Source organism: Microcoleus sp. M2_D5 (assembly GCF_036701935.1).
Lineage (GTDB): Bacteria > Cyanobacteriota > Cyanobacteriia > Cyanobacteriales > Microcoleaceae > Microcoleus.
On sequence record NZ_JAUBRP010000001.1, the window covers coordinates 30,109 to 51,980 of the forward strand.

General features: G+C 45.3%; 20 protein-coding genes and 2 pseudogenes. 8 read left to right on the forward strand and 14 right to left on the reverse strand.

The window, feature by feature from the left end; all coding sequences use genetic code 11:
- Nucleotides 1–78 precede the first annotated feature (78 nt).
- From QUA50_RS00130 to QUA50_RS00160, 7 genes are all read right to left on the reverse strand, one after another.
- Nucleotides 79–291, reverse strand: a complete 213-nt coding sequence (locus QUA50_RS00130; protein ID WP_333258968.1) for a hypothetical protein — start codon at nt 289–291, stop codon at nt 79–81.
- 106 nt (nt 292–397) lie between these two features.
- Entirely contained in the window at nt 398–616 is a 219-nt protein-coding gene (locus tag QUA50_RS00135; RefSeq protein ID WP_190655558.1) for a hypothetical protein, read from the reverse strand.
- A gap of 461 nt (nt 617–1,077) precedes the next feature.
- Nucleotides 1,078–1,470 carry a response regulator gene (locus QUA50_RS00140; RefSeq protein WP_333246266.1) on the reverse strand — a complete coding sequence of 131 codons (393 nt, stop codon included), beginning with the start codon at nt 1,468–1,470 and terminating at the stop codon, nt 1,078–1,080.
- Between the two features lie 366 nt (nt 1,471–1,836).
- Nucleotides 1,837–4,398: a PAS domain S-box protein gene (locus QUA50_RS00145; RefSeq protein ID WP_333258965.1), complete on the reverse strand. Its 2,562-nt coding sequence runs from the start codon at nt 4,396–4,398 to the stop codon at nt 1,837–1,839.
- Nucleotides 4,399–4,747: 349 nt separating this feature from the next.
- A complete protein-coding gene (locus QUA50_RS00150; RefSeq protein ID WP_333258963.1) occupies nt 4,748–6,994 on the reverse strand; it encodes a glycoside hydrolase in 2,247 nt (748 codons plus the stop codon).
- A 341-nt stretch (nt 6,995–7,335) separates the two neighbouring features.
- Nucleotides 7,336–7,572 carry a NifU family protein gene (locus tag QUA50_RS00155; RefSeq protein WP_006632519.1) on the reverse strand — a complete coding sequence of 79 codons (237 nt, stop codon included), beginning with the start codon at nt 7,570–7,572 and terminating at the stop codon, nt 7,336–7,338.
- A 278-nt stretch (nt 7,573–7,850) separates the two neighbouring features.
- The gene (locus QUA50_RS00160; RefSeq protein WP_333038699.1) at nt 7,851–8,501 is read right to left on the reverse strand and encodes a DUF3386 domain-containing protein; all 651 of its coding nucleotides are present in this window, start codon (nt 8,499–8,501) and stop codon (nt 7,851–7,853) included.
- A gap of 275 nt (nt 8,502–8,776) precedes the next feature.
- Here QUA50_RS00160 and QUA50_RS00165 point away from each other — a divergent pair, with 275 nt between their 5' ends.
- The 4 genes from QUA50_RS00165 (at nt 8,777) to gmk (ending at nt 13,590) form a co-directional block, all read left to right on the forward strand.
- Nucleotides 8,777–9,958, forward strand: coding sequence for a transposase (locus QUA50_RS00165; protein WP_333258961.1), 1,182 nt, complete (start codon nt 8,777–8,779; stop codon nt 9,956–9,958).
- A 227-nt stretch (nt 9,959–10,185) separates the two neighbouring features.
- A complete protein-coding gene (locus QUA50_RS00170) occupies nt 10,186–11,724 on the forward strand; it encodes a PAS domain S-box protein (protein WP_333258959.1) in 1,539 nt (512 codons plus the stop codon).
- Nucleotides 11,725–12,690: 966 nt separating this feature from the next.
- Nucleotides 12,691–12,957, forward strand: coding sequence for an extracellular matrix/biofilm regulator RemA (remA, locus tag QUA50_RS00175; RefSeq protein ID WP_172193250.1), 267 nt, complete (start codon nt 12,691–12,693; stop codon nt 12,955–12,957).
- Between the two features lie 78 nt (nt 12,958–13,035).
- Nucleotides 13,036–13,590 carry a guanylate kinase gene (gmk, locus tag QUA50_RS00180; RefSeq protein ID WP_333258958.1) on the forward strand — a complete coding sequence of 185 codons (555 nt, stop codon included), beginning with the start codon at nt 13,036–13,038 and terminating at the stop codon, nt 13,588–13,590.
- An 11-nt stretch (nt 13,591–13,601) separates the two neighbouring features.
- Here the strand turns inward: gmk and QUA50_RS00185 are convergent, their stop codons facing one another.
- Nucleotides 13,602–14,336, reverse strand: a complete 735-nt coding sequence (locus QUA50_RS00185; protein WP_333258956.1) for a hypothetical protein — start codon at nt 14,334–14,336, stop codon at nt 13,602–13,604.
- A 236-nt stretch (nt 14,337–14,572) separates the two neighbouring features.
- On the opposite strand from QUA50_RS00185, the gene xseA reads away from it, so the two are divergent.
- The gene (gene xseA / locus QUA50_RS00190; RefSeq protein WP_333258954.1) at nt 14,573–15,742 is read left to right on the forward strand and encodes an exodeoxyribonuclease VII large subunit; all 1,170 of its coding nucleotides are present in this window, start codon (nt 14,573–14,575) and stop codon (nt 15,740–15,742) included.
- Nucleotides 15,739–15,966, forward strand: coding sequence for an exodeoxyribonuclease VII small subunit (gene xseB / locus QUA50_RS00195; protein ID WP_190740787.1), 228 nt, complete (start codon nt 15,739–15,741; stop codon nt 15,964–15,966). Before xseA ends, xseB begins: the two co-directional genes overlap by 4 nt.
- A gap of 498 nt (nt 15,967–16,464) precedes the next feature.
- On the opposite strand, the pseudogene QUA50_RS29175 reads toward xseB, so the two are convergent.
- Nucleotides 16,465–16,591: pseudogene (locus tag QUA50_RS29175) on the reverse strand (ISAs1 family transposase); the annotation flags it as partial.
- A 277-nt stretch (nt 16,592–16,868) separates the two neighbouring features.
- Here QUA50_RS29175 and QUA50_RS00200 point away from each other — a divergent pair.
- Nucleotides 16,869–17,531: pseudogene (locus QUA50_RS00200) on the forward strand (IS1 family transposase).
- Between the two features lie 484 nt (nt 17,532–18,015).
- Here QUA50_RS00200 and QUA50_RS00205 read toward each other — a convergent pair.
- From QUA50_RS00205 to QUA50_RS00225, 5 genes are all read right to left on the reverse strand, one after another.
- A complete protein-coding gene (locus QUA50_RS00205; protein ID WP_333258952.1) occupies nt 18,016–18,804 on the reverse strand; it encodes a class II glutamine amidotransferase in 789 nt (262 codons plus the stop codon).
- A gap of 291 nt (nt 18,805–19,095) precedes the next feature.
- Nucleotides 19,096–19,992: a thermonuclease family protein gene (locus QUA50_RS00210; protein ID WP_333258950.1), complete on the reverse strand. Its 897-nt coding sequence runs from the start codon at nt 19,990–19,992 to the stop codon at nt 19,096–19,098.
- A gap of 96 nt (nt 19,993–20,088) precedes the next feature.
- The gene (locus tag QUA50_RS00215) at nt 20,089–20,667 is read right to left on the reverse strand and encodes an ACP phosphodiesterase (RefSeq protein WP_333258947.1); all 579 of its coding nucleotides are present in this window, start codon (nt 20,665–20,667) and stop codon (nt 20,089–20,091) included.
- Between the two features lie 3 nt (nt 20,668–20,670).
- The gene (locus QUA50_RS00220) at nt 20,671–21,006 is read right to left on the reverse strand and encodes a XisI protein (protein ID WP_190740648.1); all 336 of its coding nucleotides are present in this window, start codon (nt 21,004–21,006) and stop codon (nt 20,671–20,673) included.
- Nucleotides 20,994–21,410 (reverse strand): element excision factor XisH family protein, encoded by a 417-nt coding sequence (locus QUA50_RS00225; protein WP_333202090.1) that lies wholly within the window; start codon nt 21,408–21,410, stop codon nt 20,994–20,996. Before QUA50_RS00225 ends, QUA50_RS00220 begins: the two co-directional genes overlap by 13 nt.
- Before the next feature lie 91 nt (nt 21,411–21,501).
- On the opposite strand from QUA50_RS00225, the gene QUA50_RS00230 reads away from it, so the two are divergent.
- A complete protein-coding gene (locus QUA50_RS00230; protein ID WP_333258945.1) occupies nt 21,502–21,789 on the forward strand; it encodes a hypothetical protein in 288 nt (95 codons plus the stop codon).
- Nucleotides 21,790–21,872 lie beyond the last annotated feature (83 nt).

Here is a 21,872-nt window from a genome sequence, read left to right on the forward strand (position 1 = left end):
TTCTCCAAAAATCCCACAGAGGGCACAAACAAAAATCTTTTCAGTCTCAATATTTATCGCGAGACTAGCTCCAGCAAACTAAGCAATTTCTACAGAATCAAAAATCCTCAATTTAGGAGTCAAACTCGCCACCTTCACCAAACCATCGCGTTTGTGATTCCGCACGCTGTTACCTAAAATCATCTCCGACAGATCCGGCATTTCCTGCCAGCAGTGCGAGCAGAACCAATAAACGCGATTGTGGCGAGCGTGGCGGAGCAATTTAGAGGAGCAACAAGGGCAACTATTCATGATATTTTAAACCTTTTTTGAAGATATGGAGCGATAACCCAATCATTAGAGAGATTCACTAAAGCCTGCACATCTCAATTCCAGGCACAACAATCAAAAATCTCTTTCACTCACAGCTTTGAGCGTCGCGCAAGTAGCACTTTTGGAGGCCCAACAGTAACACCACAATCAAAAGCTGAACACTCCAGGGAGCCCAAGAGAAACCCCAAATAAAACAACCCAGCCCGGCCCAAGCCACAAGAACAAAAATATCTTGAGAGGTTTGCCAGTAAACCCAGACGGCTGCCAGAGAAACTATTAGTAGCAAAATGTAAGCTGAGGGCATAGTCGTCTTCTCCCAATGTGTCTGCCAAAAGTCAGGAGCGATCCCTGACGTTCTGCTTAAACATAAAACTAAAACCTGAAGAACTTATGAAGACGAGTGAGTTGTTACAAAAAGTAAAATAATCCTGTCAGCTTATATTTTGCGGATAAATCCACAGGAATACTGAGTTCATGGCTGAGGCAGAATTCGGTTAAATGGACGAACTACCAATAGGGATTTAGGCATCCCTAATTGGTATCAATTTCACCCCAATACCGACAGGATGGAAACTGATACCGGACTGAGGTTTTGAGTCTTAAGCTGACCGGATCAAAGGTGCGGGGTCTAAATTGCTACATATATCCTGTCCGATCGCCCTGATTCGATCTAAGGAACCATACCAAAAAACCATGTTTTTTTAACTCTCTTTGCCTGCAAAACTACTGCTTGGAAAGCTGCACAATTCAAGGCGGGCGATCGATCTATTCTTGCTCCCAGCCCAAAGCCTCAGCGACCTGAGCCGCCAAAAACATCGGTTCAAAAGGCTTAGCAATCACGCTCACCACCCCCAAATCAGCGAACATCCGCCTGTCCCCAGCCAGAGCCTTAGCTGTCAATAAAATTACCGGAATGTGCTGCGTAGCATTATTAGCTTGTAACTGTAGAAAAGTAGTAGGCCCGTCTTGGTCGGGCATCATCACGTCCAATAGAATCGCATCAGGCTGTTCGGCAAGAGCCTTAGCAACGCCCTCGCGGCCCGAACTCGCTGTCATGACTTCCCAGCCCCCCACGAGCTCAAGACTGACTTGAGCTACTTCCCGAATATCTTCCGCATCGTCAATAACCAAGATGCGCTTGGCAGTCAAAATTAACATTTTTTTATGAATGAGAACTGATCGTAGATTAGAGGTTAAATGTGAATATTTTGTAAAGCAAATTATCTTACCCGATCGGACTTTACAGTAAAATTTCAAAACTGTATAGCAAATGTTGAAGGAACAAGGAACAAGGAACAAGGAAGTTACCATTGAGCGACAGGGTTTCACCTAAGAACATCCTAACCGTCTGGCGCGGTTGCCGTACAATATCCCACCCAAAAAAAGCCGCTTTTCGATCTCAAATTGTGCTTTTGGCCCGCAGTCCCCAAACTTCTGAAAAGGCTGAGATTGTTTGATCGAGTCATCGACAAACAATCTGCACAAAATCATTAACTTTGGTTACACCTGGGTAGAAATTAACTTTCAGTTGCCAGCCCCTCCCGCAAGAAGTGGCAGACTTATGAAAAAAGTGCTGCCCTCCCCCACAACACTCTCCACCCACATCCGCCCCCCGTGCTGCTGCACGATACTGCGACAAATAGCCAGCCCCAAACCAGTTCCTCCTTTCTGGCGAGAATCAGAAGCATCAACTTGTTGAAAGCGTTCAAAGACCATCTCCAGCTTGTCTGGCGGAATACCCCGCCCTTGGTCTTTCACAGAAATCACGATGTACCACGAGCTCGAAACTGGCATATGCGGAGGCCGGGCGGCAGGCTCAGGAGACAACAAAGACGGAGACGACACCGACTTGTGGGCTGCTTTTTCGGCCAAATCCAGATTGTGGGTCAACTCCCCGCTCAGCCAAACCGTAGAGCCGGAGGGAGAAAATTTTATAGCATTACTGAGTAAATTTGTCAAGGCTTGAATTAGCCGATCGGGAACAGCTTGCAATTGCGCCCCCACAGGCTTCACCGACAGAGTAACTCCCGCCGGCTTCGCCATTCCCTGCATCTCGTCAGCCGCCTGCAACATCAGCTCAGCCACATTGCAAGTTTGTTTGATAGCAGTGCTGTAACTCGACTCCATCCGCTCTAAATCTAGGATGTCGTTGACCAAGCGCACCAAACGGTCAGTATTACTGACAGCAATCTCCAGCATCCGCTTAGCTTTCTGGGGGTAAGCGTCCAGCAGGCCGCTGTTGAGGAGGCCGAGGGCGCCGTGAATCGAGGTCATCGGCGTCCGCAGTTCGTGGCTGACAACAGAGATGAATTCATCTTTCATGCGCTCGACGGCAAGCTGCTCCGTGATATCTTTAAAAGTCACTACAGCTCCAATAATTTCGCCTTGTTCTCGCATCGGAGCGACAACGTACTCAACCGGAAAACTGCTGCCGTCTCGCCGCCAAAAAATCTCATCGGTGACGCGCCGCGCCTCTCCGTCTTCCAAGGTGGCTAAAATTTGAGAACTTACCCGGTTCGGAAGCCGTTTGCCCGCCTGCTGTGCGGCGCAGTGGGGGACAAGTTCAGAGCCTGAATTGATGTCTGTTGCAGGTGACAGTTGCTCGATCGCCCTTGAGCATTCTTGCTGTGCACGGTGTAAGCTTTCATAAAGCGGTCGATCGATCAATTGCTTCGATTCGCACCCAGCCATTCTCACCGCCGCAGGATTGACAAAAGTTACTTTTCCCTGTTTGTTCAACCCGCAAATTCCTTCTCCTGCGGAGAACAAAATCATTTCTGTTTGGTGGCGGAGTTGTTCAAACGCTTTTTCGACTCGCTTGCTGTCACTGATGTCGCGAGAGATTGTCGAAACGCCCGTTACCGCTCCAGTAGCGTCTTTAATCGGAGAAATCGTGAGGGAGACATCTATCTGTTGGCCATCTTTCCGCAAGTGTACGGTTTCGTAATGGTCGATGGTGGCTCCAGCTCTAATATTTTCCAATATTTGAGGCATTTCCTTGGGGCGTTCGGGTATGGCTAAAATCTCTATAGACTTCCCCTTGATTTCCGCCGCACAGTAGCCATAAATCTTCTCTGCTCCTGTGTTCCAGCTCTGAATTGTCCCGGTGAGGGTTTTGCTGACGATGCCGTCGTCGGAAGACTCGACAATCGACGCTAAGCGGACGAGTTCGTCTCTAGCTTGCTTGTATTCGGTGATGTCGCGGCCCAAAATCACGATACTTTTGCGTCTGCCGTCGGGGTGAAATACGGGTACTTTAATCACGTCGTAGATTTTCACAGTACCGTTTGAGCGGGGAATCATTTCTTCCCCCCTAGAAAGCTTACCTTTTTCCCACGCTTCTCGATCGCTCACCTCGCAAGCCTGTAGCGCCTCGCGGTAAAAACTGCTGAGTTCTCCTAGCTGAAAATCTTTAAGGCCGCGGTAGTCTATTTGTTCTAGCTCGAACACTTCCAATATCGCTTGATTTGCCTCCTGCCACCTGCCTTCGCCATCTTTGAAGCAGACAATATCTGGCATGGCATTCATCAGCAAGTCGAGATAGGAGTTTTCTCGCAGTGCAGTTTCTACCTCGGCCCGCTTGGCGATTTCCCGTTGCAGGTTTTCGTTTGCCGTTTGCAGCGAGTCCTTTAACAAACTTTCTGTAAAAGTCCTTTCTTTAATTATTTCCTGAAGTCTGTGGAGTTCTAGCGACAGCCGCCTGCGGGCCAACAAATTCTCTACCCGCAAGTGCAGTTGGGCGGGTTCTGCTGGACTTGCTATCAAATCGTCTATTCTGCGTTCGAGTTGTTTGGCCGGCAGTGAAAACGGCCGATCGAAAAGACCAGGCGTTTGGGATTTACTAACAAGCAAAAACGGTAAAAATATCGGCTCGGCGGCAGTTTTTAATCCTTCTACCAGCGGCCCGATGCGATCGAAAGAGGCCTCGTCGAGAATGCACAAGTCAAAACCGATTTGGGCAATGGGAAATTCGGAGTTTGGATTTAAAGCGCGATCGAGTAAAATCACCTCATGCTCGGTGTTGAGGTGGGCGATCGGCAAATTAAGTTGTTGGTGGCGATCGACCAATAGTAAAATGCGGCTCATTAGTTTGTTAATTTCCCCATGACTAATGATATGATTTCCGGTAAAATAACTATTACAATAAGGTTTGTAATGATGACTTTATTCCTCTTTTTTGTGAGTAATGAATTCCTCATTACAGACATATTTGATAGTCCTATATCGACCGGAGGCGAGCAAAATTATCAAGGCATTAGGCAGCCAGAGTAGAATCTCCTATTTGATATAATTTGATAATTATTTAATTGTTTGTTGGTTCAAAAAATCACTAATGACTAATGACTAATTCAGGGGGCGGGTTATATTTATTTGAGTTAGCAGTTCTATGAAATCTGGTGAAACCCGCCCCTACAGCCTAATGACTAATGACTTTTTACGGCATTCCGATCGGAATCAAAGAATCGAACGGCATACAGGTAGAGTAACGACTCCCATCCGATAAAACCGCAATCAGCCTCACCTGCCAGTCGGGCATAATCTGCAAATCCGCCCAGGGCACTGCTACCTCCAAACATTTATCCACTCCCACTTGGGCGCGGCTAATGCGGGGCTGCCACCGATCTCCCTCTTCTGCTTCCTGAAACCAAATCGATTTCGTCAGCAAATTAATCTCTAACTGATGGTGGTATCTATAGTTTAGCGGTGCTTCGTCAGGCAAACCGGACAGCGGAATCAGACTGTTGTGCATCGTGCGATCGGGATAAAACCAGAACAAATTTAACTGCTGCGGGCAATCAATTCCCGGCCGCACCCCTACCTTGAAGTCGGCGCGAATGTAAAAATTCAAGTGGTCAACCCCGTACCAAAGGCGCTGAATGGCCGAACTCCGGTGCATCGTACCCCTTGCTCCCCCAACTTCAATCCGGCCGGCTTTGTCCCAATCCTGTTCGTTGCCGATACCGTCAATCACCGGGTGAATAAAGCTCAGCGGCAGGTGGTCGCCTTGAACAGAGTGCACCTCTACTTGCCGCCGCACTTCCGGGGGTACCGGCTCGCCGAGAGCTTCGTAAATACCCGCTACGTGTTCGCGAAATAGCTGGTCGAACATGGCATCTTGGTTCGACGTGTGGCCTTCGCCAAACCACCAGAACCAGTCGGAACCTTCGGCCGCATACAGCGCTTCCCAAGCTTCTGGGTTGCTTTCTTCTGTGGCCTCTGGATGGTTGGCCAGCATTTGTCTGGCGGGCCCTAACAAGTCCCAAGCGCGATTTTTCGCGGGATCGCCGATCCAAGTTGTGAGAGAACCGTCCACCCAGGAACCGGTGTGCAGTTGGGCTGCGGGAATTGTTTCGGTTGCTGGGAATTTGTCGAGAAATTCTGAGACGGTGACTAATTTGATATCTGGATTGTCGCTGAGAGTTTGATAGAGGGATTCTAAGAACGGTTTGCCGTCTTGGGGATAGAATTCCCAGCAATTTTCGCCGTCTAGGGCGATCGTCACTAACCAGGGATTTTCTAAAGCTGTTTGGCCGTCCGACTGTCGGTGTTTGAGAGTTCTGCCGATCGCTTCTAAGTGTCCCACTAAATCTGATGCTGCTTTTTTCGGTTCCATCGAACCGTAGGTAAACCCGATCAAGTCGGACAATCTGTGGTCTCTAAATACTATAGCTAAATCGCCGTCAGGAGTTTCTAAACGGTAAGGGCGATATAAAAATTCTGGTTCGCAGACATTCCCTGTCGCGTCGCGGTTGAAAAAGTGTTTAATTGTCCACCCCAATACTGCTTCGTCCGAGACAATCCATTTAAAGCCTTGTTTGGCAATGTAGGGCAAAATTTCCGGGCTGACTGCTTGTTCCGACGGCCACAAACCGCGCGGTTGGCAATCAAACCGGTCTTCATACATTTCCCAGGCTTTTCTCAGGTGTCGGGGAATATCTTCTTCCCACTGAAACCTGTGTTGTGGCAGCGTCATGTTTGGAATAGCTATGCGGCCGCCGTTGGTGTCGGCAAGCAGCGGTAAAATCGGGTGCGTGTAGGGGGTTGTGGAGACTTCCAACTGTCCCTCAGTTTGCATTTTACGGTGCTGGGGAATGATGCGAGCGAGGATTTCTTTTTGTTTTGAGTAGATGTTTTTTCTGTCTGCCCAACTAAAATTTTGTCCTTGTTTCAGCCACCCTGCAATATCGGGATCGTCCCAAAACATCGGGTCAATCCAAGCTAAATTGTGCCACGCCAGCAAGTCGCTAAAATCCTGCAATTTCCAGTTTGCCAAACACCACTGAATGCCTTTTTCCTGCCGCTGAGTGTAGAGTTTATCGTAGCGGGGGTGCGGCTGAATCAGGGTGTGGTAATTGGCGTCAAAGAAGTGTTCTAAAATGAACTCTTGTTCTTCGATATTTAAAGTTTCTGCTGACTTTAATGTCACCGCCAAGTAAGGGTCTAATGCTCTGTCTGCGATGCAGTCTTCTATCTGCAAAATCAAGGAGGGAACCAAGTTGACGGTTTGATGAAGCTTGGGATATTTTGCCAGGAGGAGCACTAAATCCAAGTAGTCTTTGACTCCGTGCAAGCGCACCCAAGGCAGTCGGTACTGAGCTGCTCCTGCGCTAGCTGATACTCTGGATTTGTAGAGCGGTTGGTGTTGGTGCCAAATGAAGGCTACATAAAGGGGATGAGACATTACTCTAGTCCTTAGTCATTGGTCAGTGGTCATCGATCAGTAGTCCTTAGTCCTCAGTCATTGGTCATCGGTCATTGGTCATTGGTCAGTAATATGATTGATTAGCCATTAGTTACTTTAATTTGCGGTGCTGCTGAATCCAAGTATGATTTTGCCTGATGAGGTAATTCTAAGCTTACGCTGTCAGCGGTGGGCGATCGCGGGGGGATTGCCCCTACAAATTTCCTACCCCAATTCAGCAGCGCCTAATTTGCTTGTAACTGATGACTTCAGACTAATGAATAAATTTAGTCGTTAATTTCCTAATGACTACTAACTAATGACTAATGACTGATGACTAATTACATTACCTGTTCAACTTCGGCAATTTCTGGGATAGCCTCGCGCAGGCGACGTTCAATCCCCATTCTCAGAGTCATTGTGGAACTGGGGCAAGAGCCGCAAGCTCCTTGCAGTCTCAGGTGTACCACTGGGCCGTCGATTTCTACGAGTTCGACGTTGCCACCGTCGGATATCAGGTAGGGGCGCATTTCATCGAGAACTGTTTCGACGTTATCTCTGGTTAGTGCTAGTGTCATATTTCGCCTCTGTGATGATTTTTTGCAGGTGATGAAAGTTCGATTTGACTCAAGGACAGCATTCTCAACCGCGCGAGATTCAAGAAACCGGGTTTTTCGATAAAATACTTCGGCACTCAGGTGAGCCCGCGGCAGGAAACCCGGTTTCTGTCACGCTGATGCTCGCTCCCAATTAGCTCTCTCGTTCGATCGTAGCGTTACTTGCCGCCAAATCAAGTTGATTCTGATACGTTAACCAAAAAAACCCTTTTATTTAAGAAATTGGGTTTTTGAGGGCGCTACACTACTGCTGGTTCTAGCAGTTTGACATTGGAGTAGTTGAACTCGGTTGTTGTCAATTGACCTTTTTCTTTGGCTCGAACTACTTGCTTTGTCATGACATAATAGTCGCCTATCTTCTCAAAGGTATCTTCAAATTCGAGTTCTTTGATGATTTCGTCTGTTTGGGGGTTGCGGAAAACGGCATCGTAGTGCGTAGCCAAAGAACCTTCGGGTGTCTCTAAGCTTTTGTGCGTGTCAATTACGAAAGCCATGCGGCCCATCACCCGGCTGACTTGACAAATTGAGAGACCTCGGATTTTATAATTCGATCCCATTGAGTCGCCTTGTACCAAGATGTCCACAGCGTCGGTGCTATCCTTCTCGCCCAGGGTAAAGCTATTTTTGCCGTGAGATTTTTCAAATGTCGATCGTTTGCGGTGGGTGACAATATCGCGCATTTGGGTGTAGACGCTTTGCTGCACTTCCTCATCTTCAATGCCGCTGACTTCCACGCTCATGTCTGGTTTGATGGAAACATGACCCGTATATACTTCGTCGCCCTGTTTGAGTTCAATATCGGCACTGTAACCGGGAAAATTGGCATCCCAGGTATAGCGGTGTTCGTAAGCAGCGCGAAACAAATCGCGAGCGTTGGCTTGCTCTGTCATAAATCCCTCTTTCTCTTGACACCCATCTAGTTTAGCTTAACCGCGAGAAGCCCTACATTCACTGGGTAGGAGAGTTACCCGCACCCCCAAGAAGCGATCGCTTCTTGGGGGTGCGGCTGGGCTGGCAATTAGGGCGCAACAAGAATTTACCGCAAAAGTGGGTCTAAAGCCCCGTCCTTCTAGGACGGCTTTAATTTCTACAATTTGTAAATAATTGTTAAATAGGTAGATTTTGTGGGTAAAAGTTGCAGTAAAAATAATGATAAACTATTCCAATGATAGTATTAGAGTTTAAGTCGAAAGGCAAAGCGGAGCAATATCGGATCATGGACGAAATGATTCGGAGGGTTCAATTTGTCCGAAACAAAACTCTTAGACATTGGATAGACAATCAAGGAATTAAGCTGGTAGACCTATACAAACAGTGTGCCATTATGGCGAAAGAGTTTGAATGGGCAGGCAAGCTTAACTCGACGGCACGTCAAGCTTCGGCGGAGCGTGCCATTTTTGCTATAGGGCGTTTTTTTGCTAATTGCAAAGCAAAGAAACCAGGGAAAAAGGGATTCCCGCAGTTCAAAAAACACACTCGTTCCGTTGAGTACAAACAATCGGGTTGGTCACTTTCTGCCGACAAAAGATGTTTAACATTTAAAGACGGCTTCGCTGCTGGGAAGTTCAAGTTGGTTGGTAGTCGGGATTTGTATTTCTACGCGCCAAACGAGATTAAACGAATCAGAGTCGTGCGTCGTGCCGACGGATACTACGCTCAATTTTGTATCAATGTGGAACGGAAAGAGGAAGCTATTTCCACTGGTAAAGCCATTGGAATAGATGTCGGATTAAACCATTTTTATACTGATAGCGATGGCGAAACAGTTCCTAATCCTCGGTATCTCCGCAAAAGCGAAAAAGCTCTGAAGAGATCGCAGAAGCGAGTTTCTCGCAAAAAGAAAGGTTCTAAAAATAGAAAAAAAGCGATCGACAAGTTAGGAAGAAAACACCTGAACGTCAGTCGACAGCGAAAAGACTTCGCCATTAAGACGGCGTTGTGCGCGGTCAAATCTAACGATTTTGTAGCCTGCGAAGACCTTCAGGTGCGGAACATGGTTAAGAACCATAAACTCGCTAAATCAATTAGCGATGCTGCGTGGTCACAGTTTGCTCAATGGTTGGAATACTTTGGAAAAGTGTACGGCAAAACAGTTATTGCTGTTGCTCCTCAGTACACATCTCAGGAATGTTCACACTGTGGCAACCTGGTTAAAAAAACTCTGTCAACTCGAACCCATATTTGTGGTTGTGGTGTGGTGTTAGATCGCGACCATAATGCCGGAAAAAACATTTTGGCAAAGGGATTGAAGCAGGCAGGAATCAATTTAAATACGGTGGGGCACACCGAAATTTACGCTGGGGGACAGACCGATCTCTACTCGCTGATGGTAGCCAAACAGAGATAAGTTCGACTGGACGATCCAAGAATCCCTGCGCCTTTAGGCAAGGGAGTGTCAATTTCTCTATCGGTTGCTATGATTTGAAGAGAAAGTCCCAAAATGCCTGGTTATTGAGAGCGCGATGGGTCGATCGCCACACACCAATCTTAGTTATGGGTTATGTTGAAAAAACTTGTGTCCGCTTTTTAGGGGTTGCACCCGCAGGCAACTATTAGATTCCCCCCCTTAATAAAATGCTAGAAACTGTCTACAAACACTTAGAAACATTGCAGGAACAAGCTAGGGAATTGCCACACCCGCAACAGGCAATTTTCACAAAAATTTTGGAGAATTTATCTAAATCTTTGCAGGAAATAGCAGCAGTTCGCCTGTTTGAAAGCGCGAGATATAACGAAGCAAAGCTGGTTGAAATCGAAAAAAGTAATCGCCTCTTGGAACGAACTGTTGCCCAGCAAGCATCGCAAATCAGACAGCTACAGGAGCAGTTGGAAAAACAAATCAGCCAGCACCGCAGGGACAATCAAGGATTAATTAAAAGCGAAGCCAAACTGCAAGCTATGCTGCGAAATTCTCCCGATCTAATTAGCATTGTCGGCTCCGACGGGCGAGTCCGATACCACAGCGGATCTCTACAGCGACTTTTGGGTTACAACCCAGAAGAAAGAATTGGCAAGTTTCACGGCGAGTTAATCCATCCAGACGATTTGCTAGCTTGGCAGACGTATTTTGGTAAGTTGTTAGAATCTCCAGGAATTGGGGGGGCAATCGAATATCGGAAACGCCACGCTGACGGTTCTTGGATATACGTGGAGTCGATAGGTAACAGTTTGCTGTACGATTCTAGCGTGCAGGCAATTATAATTAATTCGCGGGAAATAGGGGAACGAAAGCAAGCGGAAGTCGCTGTCCGAGAGTCGGAACTGCACTACAGAGTTATGTCGCAAATTACTTCGGATTTTGCCTATTCTTTTAAGGGACTTCCCGATGGCAAGTTCGCCTGCGAGTGGGCGACAGAAGCTTTTGAGCGCTGCACGGGTCGCGTTCCTGAAGAATTAGAATCGTTTGGTTGGTGGAACTCCGAACTCGTTCATCCCGACGACAGGGAAATGTTAATTAAACAGTTAGAAGGCTGTACTTTCAGCCGCACTGGAGCTAATGAGTATCGCATTATTAATCAAAAAGGCGAGGTGCGCTGGGTGCGGGACTACTGGCAAGTGGTGTGGGACAAAACTGCTGAACGGGTTGTCCGGTTGTGGGGCGCTTGTCAGGAAATTACGGATCGCAAGCAAGTAGAATTGAAACTGCAACTCGTCAACCAAGTTTTGCAAGCCCAGATAGCATCGGCGCCGCTGGCGATTAACTGTACCAGCAATGACGGCAATACCGTTGTTTGGAACCGCGCAGCCGAACAACTTTTTGGCTGGGCTGGGGCTGAGGTTTTAGGGAAACCTTTACCGAATATTCCTGAAGGCAAAAAGCAAGATTTTTACGCGCTGCTAAAGTCTGCGTCTAATGGCAAACCGCAAAATGGTTTGGAAGTATCTTTGTTGAAAAAAGACGGTAGTTCGATCGATGTTTGGCTTTGGGCAGCACCTGTGCGAGATGCTGGCGGCCAGACTGTCGGCAGTATCAACATATTTTCTAATCTTTCAGAACGCAAGCGCATAGAGGAAGAGCGCCACAAACTAGCAGCGATGAAAGATATGGAAGAACCTTTTTGGGCGCGCTATGTCAGCCCTCCAAAAACTCCGAAAAAAAAGGGTGGCGGGTAATTCTCTCAAGCACAAGTTACAAGCATTAAAAGTGCGAAAGTGCAATCTTATGCTTGCAGGGTAAGAGGATCTCAATCATGCTTGACAAAAGCACTTGAGAATTGCTTGGGTGGAGGGGAGATATTATTCCCTGCCCCTCCCATTTAGATATGTACGTGCGGATTTCTCCGCATACAGAGCCCGATGTTGTCAGCTTTCGCTTTTGCTCATGTGAATATAATCGTGATAGATGAGAGTGAACCGCTAGAAGGTTGTTTATTTTCGAGTTACTATGGTTTCGGTCTACATGATGTAGATTAACTCTTTCATCGCCTAGCATTTTTAAGCCATATTCCCCACATTTATGGTTTTGCCGTTTTAAGGATTTAGAGGTTTCGCCGTCATAAAGTTTGCTGTTACGCTTACTCCAGTAAGCTATATCTCCGTCGTAGGGTGATTTTTCCCCTTTGAGGTTCAATGGCACTGAAAAAGTGACCCCAAAAAAATCTGGGTTCTTCAGGAGTTAATATGCTAAGGAATGAGTATTAAATAACTTCCACAAGTTTGTGGGACGGGCGTCGGGCCCGTCCTTTTTGGAGGGGCTTTCAGGCCCCTCCCACAATAACAATTAAAATTGTAAGTTATTTAATTCGCGCTCCTTAAAAACTGTCGGGAGTATTGCTATCTGGGAAATTAAATTTATATTTCGCAACATTAACGGGATGCTGTCTCGATACAGCTAATGCTATTATTTGCAACTCAAAATAGACGCTTTTACTGAATCTTTAAGATAGAGCGACAACAGCGAGTCTTTTTTAAATTTTTGATAAAGAACGGGGTACTCGGCGTCAAAAGGATAATTTTTTATGTATAAAATAAAAAACTTAGTTGGGATTAATTGGAGGATTGTCAGAAAAAATCTTTGTATATTATATGATCGAAAGTAAGGATTGATAGTCAATTGTTCACCTACAAATTAAGAATTTCATGGATATTCAATTAATTAATATCGGTTTTGGTAACATTGTGTCGGCTAATCGAGTGATTGCCATTGTCAGTCCCGAGTCAGCGCCCATTAAACGGATTATTACTGATGCACGGGAGCGGGGACAACTGGTTGACGCTACTTACGGCCGCCGCACGAGAGCGGTAATTATTACAGATTCGAGTCACGTCATCCTCTCGGCGATTCAGCCGGAAACTGTTGCTAATCGTTTTGCGATCGGCAAAGACGGTCAAGGTCGGGATGATTGAGGTTTGTCAGTTGCAATTTGAGCGCTTACGGTCTAAAGTAAGCGGAAACTTAAATTGTTACACGTTTTTGTTGTAAACATGAAATCTGGTAAATTAATTGTTCTGACGGGGCCTAGCGGTGTGGGGAAAGGCACCTTAGTACGATCGCTCCTCAATCGCCATTCCGAATTATATCTTTCGGTATCGGTGACAACTCGTGAGCCCCGCGAGGGAGAAATTGAGGGAAAGCATTATTATTTTGTCAGCCGCAGCCGCTTTGAACAAATGGTTGAGGTTGGAGATTTGGCCGAATGGGCCCAGTTTGCCGGTAATTTTTACGGTACTCCTTATTTTGGTCTCAAACAAGGAATCGGTGAGGGAAAATCGGTAATCCTGGAAATTGAGCTGGAAGGGGCAAGGCAAATTAGGAATAATTTTCCAGAGGCGCTGCGAATTTTTATTTTACCTCCTTCTTGGGAAGAGTTGGAGCGGCGGTTGCGGAGTCGGGGTCAAGATTCCGAAACGGCGATCGCCCGTCGGTTGGTGCGGGCTAAAGAGGAAATTGAAGCTGCAGGAGAATTCGATTTCCAAGTTGTTAATGACGATTTGGAAGTTGCTTTGAAAAAGCTAGAATCAATACTTAATTTGGTTTAGCTTTCAGGTAACTAATGATTAATTACCCATTTCTCCGTCCTGGCTAAAACTTCGCTACTTTGTTTGATAGCAACACAAACTTTTAAATTCAATTCCAGAATACTCAGTGAAGGCGAAATTTTTCTCAAGGGTTCAATTTCGCGAGCAGAACAGCCCAACATTTCCATATAAGCTAGCGTCCAGCCAATAGCTGCAATGTCCCCTACATTGCCTTCTCCGGCGCAAAGGTAACAACCCAATTCGCCCTCTGGCCCACACTCAGGACACACCCAATTGCCCACTTGTGAATAAAGTAAATTTGTGCGGGAGGCGGATGCGATTGTTAATGCTTTAATATGATTTTGAACTACTTGTTTAAAACCTCGGTTTTGGTCGCTGCGGTGGTCGGAATTACCGGGCGATCGCCCGATTGCTACTGCTTGCTGTTGTGGGGAAGCAACAGAGGCTGTTTGCTTCTCCCTGGTTACTCTAGATTCGCCTAGGTTCGCAGTTAGCTGAATACCGTAGTCTTTCGAGTCTTCAGTCTGAGAGTGGTTGAGTGCGCTGGAGGAATCGGGTTCGGAAGTTGTGAAGGATTGTTCTATGCGATCGGCAAAATCTTGCATTGAGAGGTGATGTTCGATCGCCAAAGACCAAGTTCTTTTATGTCTGAGGTCGCCGTATTTTCTGGCTTCTTCCTCAGTAATGCCGATCGCCGCAGCCTCTTGGCGCAGCACATTAATCGAAGTCATTGTATCTGATATCATTAGTTTGTTTGCAGTTAAAATTACGATCGCCCGCTCAGCCTACAAATAAATTACCTTAGATATAGTACAATAGTCCGGACTATTTTTAGATGGTCTTCTGAAATCCGTGATTTTCCGTTATGAAGGAGATTGCACAATCGCCCTGAAACCCTGATTTTACGCTTGGCAATCACACACTGTCCGAAGCATTGATAGTAGCCTAAATCTCAAATCTCAAATCTCAAATCTCAAATTGGATGACTTCAATTCTTCCCGATACAGCTTTATCTGTTGCTGGACTAACATCATACCTGCAAGACTTGTTGGAGGGCGATCGCAACCTGCAATCAATTTGGCTGACAGGCGAGGTGTCGAACGTTTCGCACCACCCCAGCGGCTGCTTTTTCACTCTGTGCGACACCGACAAAAGCGCTGCTATTCGCTGCGTGGTGTGGAATTCTCAGCGGCAAAAATTGGTGCAAATGCCCGCAAAAGGCGAACAGTTGCTGGTTTTGGGAAGCATCCGGGTTTACAAAAATCGCGGCGAGTACCAGTTGACGGTTGTGCAATCGCTGCCGGCTGGGGAAGGATTGCAGGCTTTGCGGTTGCAGCAATTGCGATCGCGTTTGGATGCTGAGGGTTTCTTCGATCCCGCCCGAAAGCGCCCGATTCCCGCACACCCGCAAATTGTGGCCGTGGTGACATCCGATACTGGCGCTGCTTGGGGAGACATTCAGCGCACTCTCGCCCAAAGATATCCAGGTTTGCGGGTGTTGCTGTCGCCGACAGGAGTGCAGGGAGAATTGGCTGCTGCTGCTATTGCTAGGGCGATCGCCCGGGTAGAATTGGACGGTAGGGCTGATGCGATCGTTTTAGCGCGGGGCGGCGGTTCTGCGGAAGATTTGGCTTGTTTTAATGATGAGAGAGTTGTCAGGGCGATCGCCAATTGTGCGATTCCAATTATTACAGGCATCGGACACGAAAGAGATGAAACTCTCGCGGATTTAGTAGCAGATAAACGAGCCCACACTCCGACTGCGGCGGCGGCTCAAGCTGTACCAATTTTAGCAGATATTTACTTTGAACACAAGCAGCGAACGGTCAATTTAGCAAACGCTGTGCGGGCCAGATTTCAGGCAGAAGAAGAGCATTTGCAACAGTTACAAAATCGATTAAAACGTTTGCCTGCGACATCCCGAACTTTGCGGCAAGCAACTGGTAAACTGGAGGTATTGCAAGAAAAGTTATCCGCACTGAATCCGGCGGCGGTTTTGCAAAGGGGTTATGCGGCGGTAATCCAAAGTGACGGTACGATCGTCCGCACAACTGACGGTTTGGAATTGGGAGAGGAATTGACTGTGAGGTTGAGTCGGGGCCGGCTGAAAGTTAAGATTGTAGAAGTATTGGATGCGGAAGAAAAGTTATGATTGATTCGCAGTTGCGCCAGTCTGACTGGAATTATGAGGAAACGGTCGATCGAATTGAAGCAATTATCGATCGGGTGGAATCGGGAGAGTTGCCCCTAGAGGAGGTTTTCGAGCAGTTTGGGGTGGCTGTAGAGTGTTGGCAGCAGTGCGAAAGCTTTTTGGCGCGGGGGAAGGAACAGATGGATTTGTCGATCGAGCTTTTGGCTGCAGAACCCGATTTTTAACCGGAGATAAACTCGGATTAATGTGGATAAAAGAGCGCCTTTTGCCGAAATCCAGACAGGGAATTAATTCCCTGTCTCCTCGCAAAAATCTTCGCTATGAGGAGTGTTAAACTGATAATACTCAATCCGGGTTCGCTACCCCCTTTCTTATTACCCAACGCCGAAGAAAAATAGACATTCTTTACCTTAAAAATATGGCAATTTTTTAGTCACATTCATCTTCCGATGTTGATTGATACTCCAAAAGCTTTTCCCCTCGGATTATACACAAATGGCGCGTAACTTTTGCAGCATCCAATCCGCGACTTAATACAGGATAACAGCATCTCAATCACCCTTGACAAAAAGACTCAAAAGAATCTAATATATTGTCAGCAAAACAATAACGAATAATTAGAATCCGAGCATCACTATCCATAGCTGCCCTTTTCATTTTTTGTCTAAAACTACATTTGTAAGTCGGTTCACGATTGAAGGCATTGAGCGCGAGCCGTCGCAGGACACCTAAATTCTGGGGACTGTGGAAAAAGCGAATCCGGCAGGCATCTTCAGCAAAGGTAGAATCTAAAACCCAATGAGCCTCATTTTCAATCCCCCAATGTTTTCGGATAGCTCGACCTAAAAGTAAAGTTGAGCATCACTATCTAAAGAAGTTAGAAATGAAAAATAAATAAGTTGATGAGTTATCGGTTATAATGAAAAAAGTGTGAAATGACAATTTTCAATCCTACAGAGAACAACTCACAACTGATTTTTATACTTAAGTATTCTAATTTACTTTTAACTCCAGGTCTTAGTCTAATTCAATTGAGTCAAAACTTCAAAAAGTTGGTAGTGCTTTTTTGTAAAGGCAGGAGAAAAATAGTAAAATAGAGCGACGATCGTGAAAGAGGAATGATGGAATGAAATTGGATTTAAATTGCCCAACGTGTGGTTATGACGACCTCATAAAAAATGGGAGAACGCACAGAGGAAAACAGAACCATAAATCTCGAAACTGTGGAAGACAGTTTGTCGAAGATACACAGCGGAAACCAAAAGACAAAAACACCATCGCATTGGTGAATTTATTGTTGCTGGAAAGAATCTCCTTAGCCGGAATAGTAAGAGCAGTAGGTGTGTCAGCAAGCTGGCTCCAAAATTATGTCAACAAATATTATCAACAGGTAGAGCAGAAAGCAGAAGTAGTGCCAAAAGAAAAAGGCAAGCTGACGGTTCAAATGGACGAGTTGTGGTCATTTGTGGACAATAAAGAGAACAAGCAATGGGTCTGGCTCGCCATAGATGCTCGAACCAGAGAAATCATCGGATGTGAGACAGGAGACCGTTCGCGGACATCAGCTTTCGCAACTGTGGGATTCATTACCAGGGGTATAGAAGCAGTGCGCCTCCAGTGTATGCGGATATGTGGGAGGCCTTTGAAAAGGTAGTGCCAAGCAAAAGGCATTTTGCAGTAGGAAAGGAGACGGGATTAACGAGTTATATTGAAAGACTCAACAACACGTTAAGACTTGTGAATATCAAGGTTAGTGAGAAAGACATTATCATTCTCAAAGAAGCTATAGAATCATATTGGGGCAATTGGGAACTTCATCCACGAATACAACCAACAAATTAGAAAAAAAATGGGAATTGGATAATCAGAGAGATTGTTTGCCTCTGTTCTTTACAAAAAACACTACCGTTTTTGGATTGGTTTCTATGGTAAATCTTGGGTAATTGGACTAGAATTTTGTCAAGATATGATTGCGAAATTAATGAGAAATCGGCGAAATAAGTTACCATTTTTCCAGAAGTGTATCAAGGCCATGTCCTTGATTTTATCAAGTTTTTGACGGGGTTGTCACCCAGTCAGTTAATAAAGTTTATCAAACTGGTAGATAGGTGGCTGATAATTTCAAAAATACTATGCAAATAGTTTTTGACGAATACTTGCCCAAATCGAATTATCGAGGCGCACCCCAACCGGAGTAATTCATTAAGTTATTTATTTTTCATTCCTTAGCAGGTTCGATGCTCTGTTTAGGCTTTAAATTTGTTTAAATCTCGTTAACTTAACTCTGGCCGCCCAGAAAAGACAGGCAAACCATCCTGAAATACCAGCAATTCTCCTGGCTGAATTTTAGTCCAAACTTCGTTATCAGTCAGCGGAAAGGTGGCAATAACAGCCACGCGATCGCCCTCATTGGTCAATTCCCGAAAATCGACTGTTACATCTTCGTCGATCGAGTGAGCGCTAGCAAAAGGTGCTTGTCGCACAATATAATGCAGATTAGTAGAACAGTGGGTGAACAAGTGTTCTCCATCCGAAAGTAAATAATTAAAAATTCCGTGTTCTGCCAAACTTTTAGTAATTTCCTCCAGTACCGGGTAAATTTCCGCTAAAGCAGGCTTACTTTGAGGAAAAGTAGAGCGCAGCTTTTCTAATATCAAACAGAATGCTTTTTCGCTGTCAGTTTTGCCAACCGGTTTGTAGACTCCGGCACATTCTGGATAAAAACTTTCAAGATTTCCGTTGTGAGCAAACACCCAATAACGTCCCCACAGTTCCCGAATAAAAGGGTGGCAGTTTTCCAGAGCAATTTCGCCTTGAGTAGCTTTGCGGATGTGAGCAATGACGTTAGTTGAATGAATGGGATAGCGGCGCACTACTTCTGCAACCGGAGAAGCAATCGCAGGTTTAGAGTCTATAAAAAGGCGACATCCCAAACCTTCAAAGAAAGCAATTCCCCAACCGTCTTGATGAACGTCTGTTCTGCCACCTCTTGCAGAAAAACCCTCAAAAGAAAAGCAAATATCTGTTGGAACATTGCAGTTCATTCCCAGTAATTGGCACATAGCTTTTAATTTTTTGGAATTTGGATAGATGTCGCAGCTATTGGCAGCTACAGATTGGCCATACTACTATTATAGTATGAATTAATTTAGCATAATAAAAAAACAAAATAATTTTTTATTTTCAACCGTCATGCTACTTAAAATAAAAAAAATGCGGGAAGCCAAGCTATCCCGTTCGTTAAGCGGGCCCGTTGCGGTAGGGAATCGCCCAAAATTCAATCGCGTTTCCCGGAGAACAGTCTTCATCGTTCCATTTGTCCTGCAATTTTGTTAATTAAATTTATGTGAAATTCACTTTTGCGGGGGAAAGTCTGAAAGTTGTTTGATATCCTTCAAAACTATTTGAGGCTTCCCTTTGTACTGTTCTACCTTCCCACTGACATACACATATCCCCGTCCCAGACCCGCATAACGCTTCTCGATTAGCCGCTTCAATGGAGTTCTTTCATCAGTTTGAGCATCCGGTATCCACAAATCTAATTTATGATATACCGAACCAGCATAAATTAGAGCGCTACCGCCCATCCATTTAGTAATTCCCGCCTGCAAATCGCAGAAAATAGTAATAGATTTAGCTTTCTCAGAAGCAGCTAATATTTTCGGATAGTGCAACATCAAAGAAAGCGCTCCTGCAGTTGCTTCCGACAACCGAAACTCTTCAACAATCGAGCCTCGCATCGACCACCAAGGCAGTAAATTAGCATAGTTGCGAGAGGGGATTTTGGCATTGATAATCGGATTCCAAATCATCAGATTGTAAGCTTTTGCTGCCGATTCTGCCTCAGTCATTTGTCGGTGATACAATCTGGAGCGCCCGTATTTGACAAAGTATGGACTCCAGCCTTCTTCAATCAGTTTAAGATTGTAATTTTCTCCATCTTTATGTATGTAACAGAGGAGACGCCCGTAGTTGTCGCGGTGTTTTTCCACCGCAACTTCTATTGGGTCATCTGTATCAAATTCTATGTCAATTTGAGCAAGTCCGCCATGTGCTGTGGCGAAGTATTTTTTAGCCATTTCCGAAGCTGCTTTGCCCGCCGCAGTTACAGGTTTGGATCCTCCCGGATGACTTTCTTCTGTATCGACGCAAATCAGGCGCAGAGACTCGTTTTTGCCGTTGAAAGAAATTTTGATGCTGTCACCATCAACTACTTTAGTTATTTGCAGGTTCGGAATTCTGGTTGCCATATTTTGAACCCTGTTGCACTTGAGATTTCATGCAGATATCGGTTGAATTATACACGATTTCGCTGTCAATAGCAACTGTAATTTTTGTTGTTTGTATTAATATTTGTCAAGTGTGGCGTATTTTATCAAGTCGGGGAAAAAATCGCGAAAATCTGATTCTAAGCGCTGATAGTTAGCTGTCAAATCTTCTCTGCCGCTTGCCAAGTTATTTGTCCGCTTGAGTCGCGCCGACATTCTTGTAAGAGTGATGCCGATTTGGGCAATTTCTTGATAAGATGAAAGCAAGTCGCGGGCAATTATTGTTGGTAGCACCCGCTGGAGAGATTCAGGTAATATATCGCGGTTGTCTTGCAGGATTTTATAAACATCCTGAGAAAAATCTCGGAGCGGAATTTCTGAATATTCCCGCCAATTTTTAGCTAAGAAGTGGTCGTAAAACACGTCAATCAAAACTCCAGCAAACCTGCGCCTGTGAGAAGAAACAAGGCTTTTACTCGATCGCACTATTGGGTGAGAGTCCGTGTAGCTATCTACTTTGCGGTGCAAATCGATGCCTTTTCTAATTTCATCGGAATAAAGGTTGACAGCCGTTCCTTTGACCAAATCTCCTAAGAGGTTGCCAATCAAGGATTCTGGCGTGCCTTTTGATAAGAATAGATGAGCCAAATAATTCATTAACTACACAACTGCATAACCTGTATGAGGTCTGACATCGGCGGGATGAAAACCTAAAACAATGGAATCCTTGGAAATTCCAGCCGCTACAAGTTCTTTTGTCACGCCGTATTCTGTCTCATCTCGCTGTACCCAAATCTTATCATCAATAATATCTATATGAACCAAACAGCCGTGAATTCGTTTGGCTTTATCCCAGCCTAAAGTAACTAGCAGGTAACAATCAGATTTTTCATCAAACACGGCTTTACAAATTATATCGCCATGAGAGTAAGGAATTTTTGTGTAAGGTTCGAGAACTGTTTTAATGGTGGTTCTAAAGTTAGCTAAAGTATCCATTTTACGATCGCCTCTTGATTTGGGTCGAATACAATCAGCTTGAGCTTTTCATCTTCAATCATTAATTGACCGATCGGTTCTTCAAATAGAGATTCATAGGTGATATCGCGAACAGCCAGATAAAGCGTATGTTCTGGATAAGTTCTCTGAAGCACAGATCGATAGATAGTAAATTGTCCGATCGCCTCTCTCAAGTCCTGCATTTCTGAATCGCTGACAAAGCTTTTGACTTCCACAGCAATTTTCTGTTCTCCTCGTTCTGCCGCCAGCACCTGTTTTGCTCCCAGGTCCACATACATATCTTTTTTCCCCCATTTCAGATGGAGAGGATCGTGAGTAATTATCCACCCATCATTAATCAGAGATTTTTTAACTGTATTGTGATACAGGTCTAAAGCAGGCATAGAACAACACGAGCAATATAAGACTTCACGGTTATATAATAGCAAATTATTATGCAATTATCTTAAACCGCAACTACAAGGAGAAAGAATAATGGCTGTTCTGGAATGTGTAAAACCGGGTGCTAAACTCGGTCAAATTATTCTTGCCGTCGATCTGACTGTTGCCGGTGCTGTCGATCGCATTTTAGCAAAAATTCAAGACTTAGGATATGACCCAGAAATCCGTCATATCAACTATCCCTCTGGAGTTCACGTCTTGGCAATTCTCAAAGACGAACAGCATTCTGAAGCAGTCGATGATGACTACTTGTTAGAAGAGTGGCTGCAAGTAAAGTCGGAAATCAATCCCGATGCAGTTCATTTGTGGCGCGGTAAATAAACCAATTAACAATTAAACCGCAGATAAACGCAGATAAACGCAGATGAGCTGATGGGCATTTCATCTGCGTTCATCCGCGTTAA